15 protein-coding genes are annotated in these 16,805 nt (G+C 65.5%); 7 read left to right on the top strand and 8 right to left on the bottom strand.

The genetic code is table 11. From position 1 onward, the window contains the following. Window positions 1–40: 40 nt before the first annotated feature. The 4 genes from ptsP to RFM41_RS12360 all read left to right on the top strand — a co-directional run bounded on the left by ptsP (window position 41) and on the right by RFM41_RS12360 (window position 4,221). Window positions 41–1,615, top strand: coding sequence for a phosphoenolpyruvate--protein phosphotransferase (ptsP, locus tag RFM41_RS12375; protein WP_320249425.1), 1,575 nt, complete (start codon window positions 41–43; stop codon window positions 1,613–1,615). Window positions 1,616–1,622: 7 nt separating this feature from the next. Further along, complete coding sequence (locus RFM41_RS12370) at window positions 1,623–2,054, top strand: hypothetical protein (RefSeq protein WP_320249427.1); 432 nt, start codon at window positions 1,623–1,625, stop codon at window positions 2,052–2,054. A 25-nt stretch (window positions 2,055–2,079) separates the two neighbouring features. Continuing rightward, window positions 2,080–3,066 (top strand): dihydroxyacetone kinase subunit DhaK, encoded by a 987-nt coding sequence (dhaK, locus tag RFM41_RS12365; RefSeq protein ID WP_320249429.1) that lies wholly within the window; start codon window positions 2,080–2,082, stop codon window positions 3,064–3,066. Between the two features lie 129 nt (window positions 3,067–3,195). Further along, the gene (locus RFM41_RS12360; protein WP_320249432.1) at window positions 3,196–4,221 is read left to right on the top strand and encodes a nucleotidyltransferase family protein; all 1,026 of its coding nucleotides are present in this window, start codon (window positions 3,196–3,198) and stop codon (window positions 4,219–4,221) included. Between the two features lie 17 nt (window positions 4,222–4,238). On the opposite strand, the gene RFM41_RS12355 is transcribed toward RFM41_RS12360, so the two are convergent. From RFM41_RS12355 to RFM41_RS12345, 3 genes are read right to left on the bottom strand one after another with little or no spacing between them, the layout of a single operon-like run. Beyond that, window positions 4,239–5,219 (bottom strand): phosphoenolpyruvate carboxykinase (ATP), encoded by a 981-nt coding sequence (locus tag RFM41_RS12355; RefSeq protein WP_320249435.1) that lies wholly within the window; start codon window positions 5,217–5,219, stop codon window positions 4,239–4,241. Continuing rightward, on the bottom strand, window positions 5,216–5,647 hold the full coding sequence (locus RFM41_RS12350; protein ID WP_320249438.1) for a lasso peptide biosynthesis B2 protein: 432 nt from the start codon (window positions 5,645–5,647) through the stop codon (window positions 5,216–5,218). The genes RFM41_RS12355 and RFM41_RS12350 overlap by 4 nt, the downstream gene beginning before the upstream one ends. Window positions 5,648–5,649: 2 nt before the next feature. Then, window positions 5,650–5,937, bottom strand: a complete 288-nt coding sequence (locus tag RFM41_RS12345) for a PqqD family protein (RefSeq protein ID WP_320249440.1) — start codon at window positions 5,935–5,937, stop codon at window positions 5,650–5,652. A gap of 437 nt (window positions 5,938–6,374) precedes the next feature. Between RFM41_RS12345 and RFM41_RS12340 the strand changes: the two genes are divergently transcribed. From RFM41_RS12340 to RFM41_RS12330, 3 genes are all read left to right on the top strand, one after another. Next, window positions 6,375–8,282: a propionyl-CoA synthetase gene (locus RFM41_RS12340; protein ID WP_320249442.1), complete on the top strand. Its 1,908-nt coding sequence runs from the start codon at window positions 6,375–6,377 to the stop codon at window positions 8,280–8,282. A 122-nt stretch (window positions 8,283–8,404) separates the two neighbouring features. Next, entirely contained in the window at window positions 8,405–9,484 is a 1,080-nt protein-coding gene (locus RFM41_RS12335; protein ID WP_320249444.1) for an acyltransferase family protein, read from the top strand. 151 nt (window positions 9,485–9,635) lie between these two features. Then, the gene (locus RFM41_RS12330; protein WP_320249445.1) at window positions 9,636–10,349 is read left to right on the top strand and encodes a metallophosphoesterase; all 714 of its coding nucleotides are present in this window, start codon (window positions 9,636–9,638) and stop codon (window positions 10,347–10,349) included. 58 nt (window positions 10,350–10,407) lie between these two features. Here RFM41_RS12330 and RFM41_RS12325 read toward each other — a convergent pair whose 3' ends face one another. The 5 genes from RFM41_RS12325 to RFM41_RS12305 all read right to left on the bottom strand — a co-directional run bounded on the left by RFM41_RS12325 (window position 10,408) and on the right by RFM41_RS12305 (window position 16,784). Beyond that, entirely contained in the window at window positions 10,408–12,789 is a 2,382-nt protein-coding gene (locus RFM41_RS12325) for a polysaccharide biosynthesis tyrosine autokinase (RefSeq protein ID WP_320249446.1), read from the bottom strand. A gap of 167 nt (window positions 12,790–12,956) precedes the next feature. Further along, window positions 12,957–13,853 carry a UTP--glucose-1-phosphate uridylyltransferase GalU gene (galU, locus tag RFM41_RS12320; RefSeq protein WP_320249448.1) on the bottom strand — a complete coding sequence of 299 codons (897 nt, stop codon included), beginning with the start codon at window positions 13,851–13,853 and terminating at the stop codon, window positions 12,957–12,959. Window positions 13,854–13,880: 27 nt separating this feature from the next. Then, window positions 13,881–14,867, bottom strand: coding sequence for a glycosyltransferase family 2 protein (locus RFM41_RS12315; protein ID WP_430691536.1), 987 nt, complete (start codon window positions 14,865–14,867; stop codon window positions 13,881–13,883). Then, window positions 14,857–15,795: a glycosyltransferase family 2 protein gene (locus RFM41_RS12310; RefSeq protein ID WP_320249450.1), complete on the bottom strand. Its 939-nt coding sequence runs from the start codon at window positions 15,793–15,795 to the stop codon at window positions 14,857–14,859. The genes RFM41_RS12315 and RFM41_RS12310 overlap by 11 nt, the downstream gene beginning before the upstream one ends. Then, entirely contained in the window at window positions 15,795–16,784 is a 990-nt protein-coding gene (locus RFM41_RS12305) for a glycosyltransferase family 2 protein (RefSeq protein WP_320249452.1), read from the bottom strand. Before RFM41_RS12305 ends, RFM41_RS12310 begins: the two co-directional genes overlap by 1 nt. Window positions 16,785–16,805: the final 21 nt, after the last annotated feature.

Below are 16,805 nucleotides of genomic sequence, written 5' to 3'. Positions count from 1 at the left end.
ACGGGCCTGCATGTCCATCGGCCCGCAAGGAAGGCGAGCCATGCGGGTTGACGGTGTTCCCGCCTCTCCCGGTTACGCCGAAGGCCCGCTGTTCGACCTCGACCGGCCTCCGGCGCGCTACAAGGCCAAGGCGAGCGCCGATGAAGAACAGGTCGCACTGGCAAACGCAATCGGCAAGGCCGTCGGCCGGCTGGCAGCGCTGGTCGAAACCGCCGACGGCGACGCCGCCGGCATCCTCGAATTCCACATCGCCATGCTGGAGGACGACGCGCTGAGCGGTCCGGCCTTGGCGGCGATCGGCTCCGGGCAACCCGCGGATGTCGCCTGGCGCGCGGCGCTCGACGGGGAGATCGCTGGCTACGAAGCGTCGGACCAGGATTATTTCCGCGCCCGCGCCGCGGATTTGCGGGACATCCGCGACCAGGTGCTGCGCGCGCTGAGCGAGGACAACGAGGCCACAGCCCCCCCGGGCGCAATCCTCTATGGCGAGGACATCGCGCCGACGCGCTTCCTCGAAACCGATTGGAGCGTGGGCGGCGGTATAGCGCTGCGATCCAGCAGCACGGCCAGCCATGTCGCGATGCTGGCGCGCTCGCGCGGCGTGCCGATGGTGGTCGGTCTCGGCGCGTCGGCCGCACCGCCCACCGGCGTAGCGCTGCTCGACGCAGAACGCGGCAGGGTCGTTTTCTCGCCGTCGCCGGCCGAGATCGAAGCCTTCCGGCAATCGGCCTCCGCCTTCGCCGACCGTCAAGGCGCAGCGCAGACATTCCTGACGGCGCCGGCGGTGACCAGGGCCGGCACCGCCGTGCGCGTGCAGGTCAACATCGCCTACCCTTCCGATGTCGACGGCATCGACATAGCAACCTGCGACGGCGTCGGGCTGATGCGGACCGAATTCCTGTTTGGCAAGACGCTGCCGGACGAGGAGACGCAATACCGTGCCTATCGCAAGGTGCTGGAATGGGCCGGCGACAAGCCGGTGACCATCCGCACCGTCGATGCCGGCGGCGACAAGCCGGTGCCCGGCTTCACCGTCGAGGAGACCAACCCGTTTCTCGGCCTGCGCGGCATAAGGCTCTCGCTCAAGCGGCGCGATATCTTCCGGGTGCAGATACGGGCATTGCTGCGCGCCGCCATCCACGGCAATCTGAAGGTGATGTTCCCGATGATCGCCACGCCTGACGAATACAGCCAAGCCGCCGCGCTGTTCGCGCAGGAACAGGCTGCGCTTGCCGCGCAAGGCGTGGCGCACCAACTTCCGCCGCTCGGCATCATGGTCGAGGTGCCGTCCGTCGCGCTGGCCCCGGAGGCCTTCGCCGACGTCGCCTTCTTCTCGATCGGCTCCAACGACCTGACGCAATATGTGATGGCGGCCGCGCGGGACAATGCAGCAGTGGCGCATCTCAATTCCGTCCGCCATCCGGCGGTGCTGCGGCTGATCGCTGCTGTGACCGCGTCAGGACGGGAGAGAGGTATTCCGGTCAGCCTGTGCGGCGACGCGGGCGGCGATCCGGCAGCCATCCCTGCGCTGATCGAGGCCGGCCTGCGCGACCTGTCGGTCGCCCCTGCGCAACTCGCCATGGCCAAGGCGGCCATCGCGGACGTCCCGGTGTAAGCGCGGCATGGCCAGGACCGAGAAGATACCTGAAACAGGCGCGGAAGAGGCGATCCGCGCCTATAAGACGATCCTGTCGGAGGTGATCGACCAGCGCCCGTCCGGCATGCGCCAGCGCCTGGCCGATGCGCTCGGCAAGCACCGCAGCTTCGTCACGCAGATTTCCAGTCCGGCCTATTCGATCCCGATTCCGTCAAAGCATCTGCCGTCGATCTTTTCCGTCTGCCATTTCAGCCAGGCCGAGCGCGATCAGTTCATGGCCGCCTATCACCAGGCACATCCCGGCAAGGTGTCCGCCGCTTCCGGATCGCGCAAGACACGCCATGTCTCGCTCATCGTGCCGGATTTCGGCGACGACAAGCAGAACGCCGCGCTCGACCGGGCGATCAACGAATTCATCCAGAAGATCACCAGCATCGCCGGCAAGGGCAGCGGCTAAGCAGGATGTACTCGGGAGGACTGCCATGAAGAAGTTTCTCAATTCGGTGGACACGATTCTGACCGAGAGCCTTGACGGTTTCGTCGCCGCCCATGCCGACATCCTCGTGCTCGGCGAGGAGCACAAATTCATCCGCCGCAAGGAGCTGAAGCCAGGCAAGGTAGTGTTGATCTCCGGCGGCGGCTCCGGCCATGAGCCGCTGCATGGCGGGCTGGTCGGCCACGGCATGCTGGACGCCGCCTGCCCCGGCCAGGTGTTCACCTCGCCGACGCCGGACCAGATGCTGGCCGCCGCAGAGGCTGTCGACACCGGCGCCGGCTGCCTGTTCATCGTCAAGAACTACGAAGGCGACGTGATGAATTTCGACATGGCGGCCGAGATGGCGGACGGCGTGCTGCAGGTGGTGACCAATGATGACGTCGCGGTCGAGAATTCGTCCTATACGACCGGGCGGCGCGGCGTCGCCGGCACGCTGGTGGTGGAAAAGATCGTCGGCGCCGCGGCCGAGCAAGGCATGGCCCTGCCCGCGCTCAAGGCGCTGGGCGACCGCGTCAACGCCGCGACGCGCTCGATGGGCGTGGCGTTGACCAGCTGCACGGTGCCCGCCGCCGGCAGGCCGACATTCGAGATCGGCGACGGCGAGATGGAATTCGGCGTCGGCATCCACGGCGAACCCGGCCGGCGCCGCGACGCGGTGAAGAGCGCCGATGCCATCGCCGAGGAGATTTGCGCGGCGATTTCCGGCGACTTCGGCGATCGGGCCAAAGGGCCGGCGCTGCTCTTCGTCAACGGCTTCGGCGGCACGCCGTCGATGGAGCTCTACCTGATGTACAACAGCGCCCGCAAAATGTTCGAGAAACAGGGCGTGACAGTGATCCGCTCGCTCGTCGGCTCCTATGTGACCTCGCTCGACATGGCCGGATGCTCGATCACGCTCGCCATGCTCGATGATGACATGACGGCGCTGTGGGACGCGCCGGTGCACACGGCGGCGCTGCGCTGGGGGATGTAGAGCAATTCCAAGAAAAGTGTGAAGCGGTTTTCCGCCCGGAATTGCGCAAAAACAAGCTCTAGCCGTCGCTGGCTTCCCCAGTGCTTTTCTGGCAAGCATGCGTGGAACCTTGCTGCTGTTGCCTGAACGATGCTGCCCGAGCTTTCGCCTGCCCAGGAAAAACTGCTGATCAGCCTTGCGGACCCGGAAGCGCCCGCCGATCGGGACAAGGATGTTTCAGCCGCCGGCCTGCTGGCACTGCTGGCCAATGCGGAGTTCCACGGCGTGCTGCCGATCGTGCTGCGCAAGCTCCGCGAACGCGGCGACGCCGATCTGCCGAAAGATGGGGGTCTGCCGCAAAAGCTGGCCGAGCTGCGCGACCAGATGACGACGGCGACCGGGCAGTCGATGCTGCTGCAATATCACGGCGACCGCATCATGAAGGCGCTGGCGGCAAAAGATATCCCGGCCCGGATCGTCAAGGGACCGGTGTTCGCGCGGAGGCTCTATCGCCAGCTTGCCGACCGCCCCTTCACCGACATCGACATCCTCGTTGACCCCGCCAGCATCGAGGCGGCCAACCGGACCATCGCCGAATGCGGCTTCGAGCTCGGCAGCGGCGAGACCGAGTCGCACGAACTGCAGGAATTCAAATGGCTGGAGAAAGAGAACTCCAGCCTGCTGATCGAACTGCACGGCAATCTGGTGCACGATACCGGCATGCGCAGGCGCCTGTCGCTCGGCTTTCGTGAGCTGCAGGCGATCGACAAGGGCGAGACCGACACGCCGGCTGCGCTGCTGACCATCGCCATCGTCCATGCCGCCGGCGGCCACAAGTTCCATCGGCTGCAGCTCTGCGTCGACGTGCTGCAAGGCGTGCGGGCGTTGAAATCGCCGGAAGACGAAGCGCGCCTGCTCGAGGCCGCCCGCATGACCGGCATCGAGCTCGAGCTGGCGACGGTCCTCAACGTGACCGGACGCCTGTTCGCCGCGCCCCGCGCGATCGAGCTCGCCGACCGCATCAAGCCGGATCTCTCGATACGGCTGGCCAAATGGCTGATCACCGGCAACATGCTGCTTCGGGTGAACTCGCGCGAAAAGCTGCGCTCGCGCCTCAGCCGCGATGCCTTCCGCTGGGTGCAAAGGCTGGCGCGGCCGAGACCTTATCCGGCGTGAGGGAAGCTCACTTCCAGCTAAATATCCACCGCGGCGCGGATCAGCGCCCCCGCCTCGTCCGGCCTCGCTCCGACCTCCAGCGTAAAGGTCGGCACTGCCTTCACCAGGGTTGCGATCATCGCCATGCGCCTCTTCTGCAGGGACAGCAGGCCGGTCATGCCGGTCCGCACATTGTCCGTGGCCAAAGCCACCATGGCGTCGGTCCTGGCCATCGGCAGCAGACGGGTTTCGCCGTCTGCTGAGCGCGCGAGATGCAGGAGCGCGGCGACGGGCCTGGCGCGCACATCCTCGACGCGGATGATTTCGCCGAGGCGGTCCAGCGAAACGGATTGCTCGCCCTCGGCATCCCATGTTTCGCCCAGGCAAGGCGCGACGAAGGGCAGCATCGCCGCCGTGTTGCGGTGGATCTTCACCTTGCGCGGTATGCCCCAGGCCGAGATGCCCTGCCCGTTTGCATTGAGGATCATCACGTCGTCCGAGCAGAGGCCGAAGCCCTGCGACGCAAGCGCGAGCGACGTCGTCGACTTACCCGTGCCGCTTGGCGCATGGATGAGAACCAGGCCATCCTTTCCAGGCAAGGTGAGACCCGCGGTGTGCAGCATATGTTGGCCGTCCGCATCGAGCGCCGCGTCCAGCACCATCATCAGCAAGGTCCACTTGATCTTGCTGTCCGGATGAAGGCGGATCTCGGCCCGGGCCTCGCCATCATGGATCGACACCGTCTGCTGGCCCGGAAAGACCAGATGGAAGACGCTTCCGGCGTCGATCATGCGGCAATGGCCGTCCAGCGGCACTTCGCCGTCAAAAGCCAGCTTTCCCCGGGGGTTTTCCTGCAACTCGAGCGCTTCGACGATGTCGACGCGAAAACCGGGCTGGGCGGGCTCGTCCACACGCAAGGCGCCAAGCATCAGGTCGAAGCTCGGCCAGAGATCGGCGCGCGCGGCGGTGATGCCCATGACCTGGCCGTTGAGGTCGTATCGGAAAGTCTGGTCGCTCAAGCGGCTGGCGCCTTCATCCTGGCCGGGTGGCGGTAGATCTCCACCATGCCGGGCTGGCTGTCGCTGACCACCGGCTTGCCGTCGAGGCAGACCCAGCAATGCGCCGACAGGCGGGGCTCGTGCATCGACCTGGCGTCGACGCCGAAACGCAGCTCCGGGTCGAGGCCGGCCATGCGCAGGAAGCGAAAACCGAGCAGACCTTCGCGAAGGCATCTGCGGTCGCGCATCAGCCAGGGGTGCCGAACGGCCCGATTGACGCGATGCACGATGTAGGGCCAAGGCAAGTCACGATAGGGCGCAGGCGACTGCAGCGGCGCCAGCTTCAGCACGCTTTCGAAATCGCGCCGGCCGACCAGCACCGGCATCAGCCGCGCGCTGATCCACAAATGGACGCGGAACAGGACACGCAGGACCGGTCCGTCGGCCATCATCACGTGCCCGGGTCGGCGAGGATGCCTTCAGCCACCAGCTCGGCGGCCAATTCGGCCATATCCTGGTCGAGCGTTGCCTTGTCGACGTCGAATTCGTGCGACAGCAGGTCGACGATCTGGTCGAGGTTGCGCGCGCCATTCACCTTGTCGAGGAAAGCCTCGGTCGTGTCGTTGCAGGTATAAAGCTGGCCGCTGCGCGCCAAAAGCACGACGGCGCCATCGCCGACATGCTGCACGGAGGCGTCGTCCGCCATCCGCAGCACTGTTTCAGAGCCGATTTCAGCCATCCGCCCGCTCCTTTAGCCGCAGAGCAATTAGCGCGGGACAGCGGCGCTGTCCATCGCGTGGAGACATCGCGCAGGCTGCAGAGGGCGATCGGCGGCCCGCCAGGGTTGCCTTCCTTCCCCAGAGTAAGCTATGAGTCCGCCGGGCTTTGGGGAGTGATCTGTATGCGTTACAATTGGGAACGGGCTCCGACGGCGTTCGAGCGCCATCGGAAGGCGCTTGCGGCGGCCATCCTGATCGCAGGCGGCGTCGGGTTGATGCTGGCGGCGCTGCCGCTCTAAGCCGGCTTAGATCACAGACAGTGACAGCGACGCCTCCACCGGAGGCGCCGAACAGAGACGTTTTGCCGGCGATGTCGACCAAAATGCAGGAAGACATGGCCGCCACGCACGGCTTAGTCTATGGCAAGGCGGCAAACGTTCCTGGGGAGGAAGAGCACATGGCCTCACGCTATCACGAAGTCTATGAGGGCTGGAAACGCGACCCCATAGGGTTCTGGGCCGAAGCGGCGAAGGCTATCGACTGGTATAGGCCAGCCGAGAAGGTGTTCGATCCGACTGAAGGCGTCTATGGCCGCTGGTTCACCGGCGCCACCTGCAACACCTGCCACAACGCAATCGACCGCCATGTCGCCGGCGGGCGCGCCGACCAGCTGGCCCTGATCCATGACAGCGCGATCACCGGCACGATCCGGAAATTCACCTATGCCGAATTGAAGCGCGAGGTGGTCGCGCTGGCCTCGGTGCTGAGGCATCGCGGCATCGGCAAGGGCGACCGCGTCATCATCTACATGCCGATGGTGGCGGAAGCGGCCATCGCCATGCTCGCCTCGGCGAGGCTGGGCGCCGTGCATTCGGTGGTGTTCGGCGGCTTCGCCTCGCATGAGCTCGCCACCCGCATCGACGACGCCAAGCCGAAGCTGATCATCTCCGCATCCTGCGGCCTGGAGCCCGGACGCACGGTCGCCTACAAGCCGCTGCTCGACAAGGCGATCGAGATGTCGAAGCACAAGCCCGACGCCTGCCTCATCCTGCAGCGCGAACAGCTGCGCTGCGACATGAAGGACAATTACGATTTCGACTATGCGGATGCCGTTGCCCGTGAACGGGCGGCCGGCGCCAATGTCGACTGTGTGCCGGTTCTGGCCACCGATCCGCTCTACATCATCTACACCTCCGGCACGACCGGCCAGCCGAAGGGCATCGTGCGCGACAATGGCGGCCACATGGTCGCGCTGAAATGGACCATGGACAACGAATTCGGCGTCAAGCCCGGCGAAGTGTTCTGGGCTGCGTCCGACGTCGGCTGGGTGGTCGGCCATTCCTACATCGTCTACGCGCCGCTCCTGCATGGCTGCACAAGCGTCCTGTTCGAAGGCAAGCCGATCGGCACGCCGGACGCCGGCACCTACTGGCGGGTGATCTCTGAGCACGGCGTGGTGGCGCTGTTCACCGCGCCGACCGCCTTCCGCGCCATCAAAGGGCAGGATCCCAAGGGCGAGTTCGTGCCGAAATACGACCTGTCGAAGTTCCGCACTTTGTTCCTCGCCGGCGAGCGCGCCGACCCCGAAACCATCAAATGGGCGGAGCAGAAGCTCGACCGTCCGGTGATCGACCACTGGTGGCAGACCGAGACCGGCTCGCCGATGACGATCAACCCGGCCGGGCTCGGGCTGTTGCCGGTGAAATACGGCTCGCCCGGCGTGCCGATGCCCGGCTACGACATCCGCATCCTCGACGATGCCGGCCATGAGGTGGCGCGCGGCACGCTGGGCAATGTCGTGGTCAAGCTGCCGCTGCCCGCCGGCTGCCTGCCGACGCTGTGGAATGCCGACGCCCGCTTCCGCCAGGCCTATCTCGAAGAGTTCCCCGGCTACTACAAGACGGCCGATGCCGGCCTGATGGACGAGGATGGCTATCTCTATGTGATGGCCCGCACCGACGACATCATCAACGTCGCCGGGCACCGGCTCTCGACCGGCGCCATGGAAGAGGTGCTGGCCGCCCACCCCGATGTCGCCGAATGCGCGGTCATCGGCATCGCCGATGCCATGAAGGGCCAGGTGCCGCTCGGCTTCGTCGTGCTCAATGCCGGTGTCTCGCGCGATACCGGCGCGATCGAAAGCGAGGTGGTGGGGCTGGTGCGCGAACGGATCGGCCCGGTTGCCGCCTTCAAGACCGTGGTGACCATCAAGCGGCTGCCCAAGACCCGTTCCGGCAAGATCCTGCGCGGCACGATGCAGAAGATCGCCGACAAGGAGGAATGGACGATGCCAGCGACCATCGACGATCCCGCGATCCTCGACGAGATCACGGCGGCATTGAAGGGACGTGGCATCGGAGTGTAGCCGCCCCGCGGACGATCGCGTTAAGGGCGAATTCATCAATTTGTCCCGCACTGCAATCGCTTGTTGTGCAACGCAGCAATAGACTTTAAGGTTTGCATGGGGGGCCATACCGAAGGCACGGCATGGCTCAGCACAAGACGACATTCGGCGGCGTCGACATATTGCGTTTCCTGGCTGCCGTCATGGTGATGTTCTATCACTATGGCTTCTGGGTCTGGGCCTTCCCCGACGGCATTTCGGCCCGCGCCACCGGCGGCATCCCACCCCATCCCGAAATGGCCTTCGCCGGTTCCGGCTGGGTCGGCGTGCAGGTGTTCTTCGTCATCAGCGGCTTCGTCATCGCCTTCAGCGCCGAGAACGCGACGCCGCTGAAATTCTTCGAAGCGCGTTTCAGGCGGCTGGTGCCGGCGGTCTGGATCTGCGCGCCGGTCACCGCGATCATCCTGCTCATGGTCGGCCTCTCCTGGCCGACGGACGCCGTGATCCGTCTCGTCCGCACCGGGCTGTTCGTGCCCTTCGAGCCGTGGGTGGACAGCGTCTACTGGACGCTCGGCATCGAGATCGCGTTCTATGCCATCGTCTGGATCCTGCTGCGGCTCGGCCGCTTCGACCTGATGGAGGCTGTGGCCATCGTCATCGGCCTCGTTAGCACATTGTTCTGGTGCGCCTATTTCGCCTTCGGCTGGAACGATCTTGCCGAGACGCGCTGGCTGCAAGTGACGCTGGTGCATCACGGCGCGTTCTTCGCCGTCGGGGTGCTTCTGTGGCTGATGCGCTTCAAGGCGCTGACCCTGCCGCGCCTCGCCTTCACGGCTCTGTTCCTGTTCGCGGGCGCGCTGCAGATCGCAAGCTCGGTCGACGTGCACAGCATCAAGGTCGGAGCCGCCATGCCTTACGCGGCGCCGATCGCCATCTTCCTCGCGGCTGTCGTGCTGATGGCGTGGTCGCTGCACCTCGACCTTTCCTGGCGCGGCTGGCGGCGGATCGGGCTGATGACCTATCCGCTCTATCTGATACACGATGTCATCGGCGCGGCGATGCTCGGCGCCCTGATGCGCGCCGGCGTGCCCTATCTGGCCGCTATTCCCGTCGTCGGCGCCGCCATGATCGCGGTGAGCTGGCTGATTGCGGCAGAGGCCGAGCCGCGCATCCGGCTGCTCTTCGACCATACGCTGTTCCGCTACCGGCTGAAGGCAGCCTGACGACGCGACTGCCGATCGCGCGCTGGTTGTGGAATTGTTTGCATTCGGCATGATATCGAGGCGCAAAGCAGTGCAAGCATCCGAGCCTCAATCCGTGAACCTGTTCCAACGATCGAGACGCCCTCGACCCGCGCCACGCGAGCGCCTCGTCATGGATATGCGCGACACGGTCGTCTACGCGATCGGCGACGTGCATGGCTGCCTTGACGAATTGCGCGCATTGGAAGGAAAGATCCAGTTCGACGCGCAGCGGTTCAACGGCCGCAAGATCATCATCATGCTAGGCGACTATATCGACCGCGGACCGCATTCGCGGCGCGTGATCGACCATCTGATGGCGCCGCCGCCGAAAGGCTTCCAGCGCGTCTGCCTCGTAGGCAACCACGAAGTCGCGCTGCTCCTCTATCTGGACGGTCATCTCTCGCGTGAAACCTGGCTCGGCTATGGCGGGCGCGAGACCTTGTTCTCCTACGGCGTCGACCCGGACCGGCTGATAAGCCTCTACGGTTCGAGCGAGCAGGCGGATGCGCGCATCCGCGAGGCCATTCCCGCCAGCCATGTCGACTTCCTGCGCACGCTGCCGGCGATGATCTGCTCCGACCAATTCGTCTTCGTGCATGCCGGCATCCGGCCCGGCATCGCGCTCGAGGCGCAGGACGAGGGCGACCTGCTCAACATCCGCGAGGAGTTCTTCCAGGCGGCGCATCACCTCGACCGCTGGGTGGTCCACGGTCACACGATCGTCGACGCTCCGACGCTCGACGGGCGCCGGCTCGACATCGACACCGGCGCCTTTCAGACGGGACGGCTGACTGCCGTCAGGATCGTCGGCAGATACGGACGGCTGCTGTCCTCAAAAGATTAGGGCGGTTCAGCCTCTTAGGCTGAACCGCCCCAATCGCTGTCTTTCCGAACGGCCCCCCTCAGGCCGCCTGCTTGGGGCGCTGCTCGGATTTTTCCAGATAATAGGTCGAATAGCGGTCGAAGAACCTTTCCGAGCCGCCGAGCGAGCCGTATTTGGCCAGCTTCTTCAAATCGACCTTGTTGAGCACCGCGCCGATCACCTTGTTGGCGATATAGGGCTCGGATTCCAGCATCGAGCGCACCATGTTGCGCGGCGTGCGGCCCCATTCGGTGACCAGCACGAAGCCGTCGACCAGCGGCGCGAAGGCCTTGGCGTCGACGACGGGCCCGAGCGGCGGCAGGTCGACGATGATGTATTCGAACGTCTCCTTGGCGTTCTCGATGAAGCGGCGCATGCCGGCCGAGCCCAGAAGCTCGCTGGTGTGCGAGAACTGGCCACGCAGCACGGCGGGAATGATGGCAAGCTTGGTCTGGCGGTCGACCTTGCCGACCGACTGCCAGGTCTGGCCGTTGACCACCGCCTCCATCAGGCCCTGCTCGGTCTCCATGCCGAGGCTGCGGCTCAGGCCCGGATTGCGCAGGTCGCCGTCGATGAGCAAAGTCCTGGCGCCGTTGGCGGCGAGCAGGCCGGCGAGATTCGCGGCTACCGTCGACTTGCCCTCCCCGGGCAGCACCGAAATGACGCCGATCACCCGGCTGCCGCGGTCCTCCATCACGACGTCGAAGGCGATCTTGGCGTTGCGCAGCGTCTCGGCGAACATCGAGGCCGGGGCGTCGATGCTGACACGCATGCGCGCCCGTTTCTCCGCCGCGGAAAGGCTCGCGACCTTGCTGTCGACAGGCACGTCGTCAGGCTTGGCTTCCTTGGCCTTGCCGCCGCCGATCGTCGGCAGATAGCCGAGGAATTTCAGACCGACGCGGTCGCGGATGTCCTCGCCCGTCCTGAAGAACCGCTCGTTGAACTCGTTGAGGCCGCCGAAGCCGGCGCCGAGCATCAGGCCGAGCACCAGCGACAGCGCCAGCACGCGCAAGGTGCGGGGGCTGGAAGCCGCGAGCGGCATCGTCGCGTCGGAAATGATGCGGACCTTGCCGACCGGGAAGGACTGCTGCTGCGAGGCTTCCTCATAGCGGCTGAGGAAGGTCTGGTAGAGGGTGGTCAGCGCCTGCGCCTGCTGGTCGAGTTCCTTCAGCTTCACCTGCGACTGGTTGTCGATCGAGCTCTTGCCGGCGGCGGTGGAGATCTTGTCGCGCAGCGCCGTCTCGCGCGCCTGCGCCACCTCGAAATCGTTGCGGTAGCTTTCGGTGAGCTGCTTCAACTGCCCGAAGATCTGCGCCGAGACATCGGCCTTTTCCTTGGTCAGCGCGACCGCCTGCGGGTGGTCCTTGCCGAAATTCGCCTCGACGTCCTGCAGGCGCTTGGCAATGGCCAGGTAGCGGGTCTTGAGCGCGATGATGACCGAGCTGCTCGGCTGGTCGGCGCCGACCGCCGAATCGTTGAAGGCGGCTTCGGAGCCGCTGTCGACGATCGCCTTGTATTGCTGGTAGCGGGCGCTGGCCCTGGCGGTATCGGCCTGGGCGACGATGAGCTGCGCGTTGAGGTCGGCGAGCTGCTTGTCGCTCAGCAACTGGCCGTCGCTGTTGGCGGAGAGCCCATGTTCGGCCCTGAACTTCTCGACCGCCATTGCAGCCTGCTGCGAGCTTTCGCGCAACTCGGTGAGCCGGCCCTGCAGCCACAAGGCGGCGCGCTCGGTGGCGTCGAAGCTGGCATTGAGCTGGTCCGCCAGATAGGCATCAGCATAGGCCTTGGTGATGGCCGTGGCCAGAGCAGGGTCGGGCGCCTGATAGCCGATGGAGATCACGTAGCTGCGGCCGTTGCGCTGCGCCAGCACCTCGCTCTGCAGCTTCAGCACGGCATAGTCGTGCGTCGCCGTCTTGATCATGGCCTGGCGAGTCGCCTCGTCGACATTCTCAATGCCGGGGATGTCGTTCGCCGAGTTGCCGCGGAAATATCCGACCACGCCGCGCAGGAAGCCTACGCCCTTGGCCAGCGCCGACTGCGGCGGGTTCATGAAGGCGTCGTTCTGATCGAGCTTCAGCTTGTCGACCACCACCGATGCCAGGCGGGCGGAGGTGAGAATTTCGATCTGGCTGAGAAAGGAAGCGTCGGTCTGCACGGTTTGCGACGCCGCCGAGATGTCGTCGACGACCCGGTTCAGGCCCTCGTCGATCAGGACGCTCGCCGCGGACATGTATTGCTTGGGTGTGGTCTGCAGATAGATCACGCCCAGGAACAGGCCGATGGCGGCGCATACCGCCACCACCTTGGCCTGTCGGGCGGCCATGCCAAGCAGACGCTCGACATCGATGAAGTCTTCACCCTTTTCCTGATCGGCACTGGGCAACGGCATTCTCTTGTCGAGAGGGAAGTTGGCATAGTTCATAATCGGTCCAATTCCAGGTTGCAGGCGCTATCGGCCTTGGTAGATCGGCGTCGTGACCAGAAAAGACCGCGCAACGTTGTTGCCAGGATGCGCCGGGCCGGAAGGCCCGGGCGCTTGAGTGGCTGTCGCGCCATCGCGAAATCGCATATGCACCCGAAAGATGGGCATTATGCGGCTACTTCCCGGCGCTCATGCGACCGGACAAATTCCTGCAGCATCTCGAAGACAGGGCCCTTCATGTCGTCGCGCGCCAGGGCGAAGGCGATGGTGGCCTCGATGAAGCCCTCCTTGGAGCCGCAGTCGAACATGCGGCCGTCGAAAGGCTGGGCGTAGAACGGCTGGCTCTGAGCCAGGCGCACCATGGCGTCGGTGAGCTGGATCTCGTTGCCGGCGCCGCGCTGCTGATTGCCGAGCAGCGCAAAGATCTCCGGCTGCAGGACGTAGCGGCCGTTGATGTAGAAATTCGACGGCGCGTTGGCGGGCGCCGGCTTTTCAACCATCTCCGTGACCTTGAAGCCGGAGCCGACCTCGTCGCCACGGCCGACAATGCCGTATTTGCTGGTTTCGGAAGGATCGCAGCGCTCGACGGCGATCACATTGCCGCCGGTGCGCTGGTAAAGGTCGACCGTCTCGGCAAGGCAGCCCCGCGCGCCGAAGGACACCATGTCGGGAAGCAGCAGCGCGAAGGGCTCATTGCCGATCACGTCGCGCGCGCACCATACGGCGTGGCCGAGGCCTTGCGGCGACTGCTGGCGGATGAAGGAGGTGGCGCCGGCCATCGGCAGCAGGCTTTCCAGCGATTCGAGCTGCGCCTTCTTGCCGGTCTGCTCCAGCGTTCCGATCAGTTCAGGATGCAGGTCGAAATAGTCCTCGATGACCGCCTTGTTGCGGCCGGTGACGAAGACGATGTGCTCGATGCCGGCCTCGAACGCCTCGTCGACGGCATATTGCACGACGGGCTTGTCGACGACGGGCAGCATTTCCTTCGGCATCGACTTGGTCGCCGGCAGGAACCGCGTTCCGAGCCCCGCCACCGGGATGACAGCCTTCCTGACTTTCTGCATCTGATATTCCTTCTGACAGAAAAGATTTCACTTATCGCTGGCTATGAAAATGCCGGCATGCTTCGTCTCCCCGCCCCGACGGCGAATTTGCGCCGCAACCCTTCTGAGTCGGACTGCGATAGGCATCGACAAATGCCCGATCGCGGCCGGATCCCTGAGCGCCGCACCGATCGCCTTGAGCGGCGCGCGCGCCTTGATGTGCTGAACCAGGGACAGGAAAGACACCGCCTTGCGCAGGCTGCGGCCACGCCTGGCGAAGGCCGCCCGGGCGCCGCTGTCCATGGGATATGCCGCCGCGAAGGCGGCGTCGGCACGCGTCATCGCCTCGACGTGATGCAATTCCAGCACCCGCGAGATCGAGCCGGTGCGGATGTGGTAGACATAGCCGACGGTCGGCTCGACCACGCAACGGCCGCCGCTGGCCAACGCGCTTGCCAAGAGAATGTAGTCCTCGCCGATGCGCAGCTTCTCGTCGTAGCGCAGCCTGTTGTCGTCGAGGAAGCGGCGCTGGAAGATCGGCTTGAGATAGCCGAGATTGAAGCGCGATTCGAAGACCAAATTGCCGTCGATGTAGTCGGCCAGCGAGATTTCGCGCAGGTCTTCGAGATAGCCGGCCGGGAACATTGTGTCGTCGGGCGTGCCATCCTCGCGCACGACCTGCACATTGTCGACCGCAATTTGGGCGCCCGCCGCTTCGGCGCGGGAGATCATCGTGGCCAGGCGGTCGGGAAGGACCGCATCGTCGGAATCGAGCACCGCCACCCAGCGGCCGCGGGCCAGGTCGAGGCCGGCATTGCGGGCTCCGCCCGGACCGCGATTGGCGGGCAGCGCCACCACCTTGACGATATCCTGCGGATAGGCGCGCGCCACATCCAGCGTGCCGTCACACGACTGGTCGTCGACGACGATGACCTCGACGGTCACGCCGAGTTGGGTGATCGCGCCGGCGATGGCGCGGTCGAGAGTCGCCTCCGCATTATAGGCGGCGATGACGAAGCTGACGTCAGGCTGCACGCTTGTTCCCTTGTTCTGGCGACGTGAGGCCGTATTGGCGAATTTCCCGAACGCCGACCAAACCGCTGACGACGCCAACGTGCATAATGCCGCGCAGCACGCTGCGGTTCCGTCGCACCGGGCTGATCGCGGTCAAAATCGCCATGCCGAAGCAGTAGGCGGCCTTGGCCGAGGCCAGCCCGACCTGGCCGGCGCGGCGCACGCCGCCGGTGCCGCGCCCGATCAGATGGCCATGCGTCTGGCCGAAGCGGAAGCGGCGGCGGCGCAGCCAGTCGAACGCGGCCCTGGCGCGCGGCACGACCTCGTCGACGAAGGCTTGCGACGCGAAGGCGATGCGGCCGCCGGCCTTGACCATGGCGTCGAAAAACTCGGTGTCCTCGCCGCCGGTCTGGCCGCGCGCCAGGCTGAAGCGCCGGTCGCGCAGGCTTTGATCGGTCATTCTAAGCAGGACGTTGCAGGTGTAGCCGGTGCGGATCTCGCCGCGCACCCAGACCGGCAAGGTCGAGTGGAAGTCGCCCTTCTGCATCCAGTCCGGCGCGTCGTGGCGGTAAAGCGCCCGCACCGGTCCCAGCACCGCCGCGGCGCCCGTGGCGTCGGCGGCCGCCATCAACTCGACCAGCCAGGAGGGAGACGCCGTCTCGTCGTCGTCGATGAAGGCGACGAAGTCCGACACGCTGGCGTCGAGGCAGGCGTTGCGGGCGATCGAGATGTTGCGCGCCGGCGCGTGGCGGTAGCGGATTGGAAGCTTCAGTTCCTCGGCCAATGCCTTCACCAGTTTCCGGGCGCTGGGCTCATCGTCATTGTCGGCAATGACGATGCCGATCTCCAACCCCGCCGGCGTCTCCAGCGCGGCGACGGAGCGCAGCGTGTCGGCCAGCTCCGGCCGCCGGAAGGTGCAGATGCAGATGTCGATCGAGCGCCCGGCCATCACGCCACCTTGCGCTGCAAGCGGGACGTCAAGAGCTGCTGCCAGAAGCCGACGGACCAGCCGAAATGCATGACCATGGCCGAGACGCCGGCGAGCGCGATGCCGGCGTTGCGCTGACGTATCGCCGTCACCAGGCCGTAACCGAGGCACACCGCCGCCCACAAAAGGAAAGGCACCGCCGCCAGCCAGTGGACGAAGGAGAACAGGGCGAGCAGCACCACGGGCGCAACCAGCAGCGGGATCATCTGCCGGACCTTCGGTACCATGCGGTGCTTCAGCACATTCCTGGCGCGACCGCGGCCATAGCCGAGATACTGGAAATAGAGGCTCTTCAGCGTCGAGCGCGGATAATAGACCATCTGCGTCCTGCCGCTCATCCAGATGCGGTAGCCGGCCTGGCGAAGCCGGTAGTCTAGCTCGGCGTCCTCGTTGTGGCTGAAGCTCTCGTCATAGCCGCCGACATGCCAGAAGGCGGCGATGCGCATCAGCGCGTGATGACCGTGGTCGACCCATTCGCCCTCGGACATATGCCGGTGCTTCGAGCCGCCGGTGCCGAGCTTGGAGTTCTGCGCCGCCGCGACCGCCTTCTGCACGGCGCCGGTGCCGGCGGTCAGCATCGAGACAACGACTGAATCGGCGCCGGTGGCAAGGGCTTCCTCGACCAGCCGATCGCAATAATCGTCCGGATAGCCGCCATGCGCGTCGATGCGGACGAGGTAGTCGGCGCTTTCGCCGAGGCTCTCCACAGCGAGATTGATGGCGGCGCTCTGGAGGCGCTTCGGGTTGGCGAGCAGGACGACACGGGGGTCCTGCTCCACGATCTTTTCGACGATGGCTTGCGTGCCGTCGGTGCTGCCGCCGTCGGCGACAACGATGCGCCCGCCGAGCCGTGCCGCCGCGGGCCGCAACTGGTCGAGCAGGCCGCCGATATGGACCGCCTCGTTGAGGCAGGGAATGACGATGAGGATCGACGGAGTGGCCTGCGCCATCGGTTCTTGTGCGCCCTCCGC

Origin of the sequence: Mesorhizobium vachelliae (genome assembly GCF_033977325.1) — a bacterium.
Classification (GTDB): Bacteria; Pseudomonadota; Alphaproteobacteria; order Rhizobiales; family Rhizobiaceae; genus Mesorhizobium; species Mesorhizobium vachelliae.
This window is presented reverse-complemented; position numbering and strand designations above follow the sequence as displayed.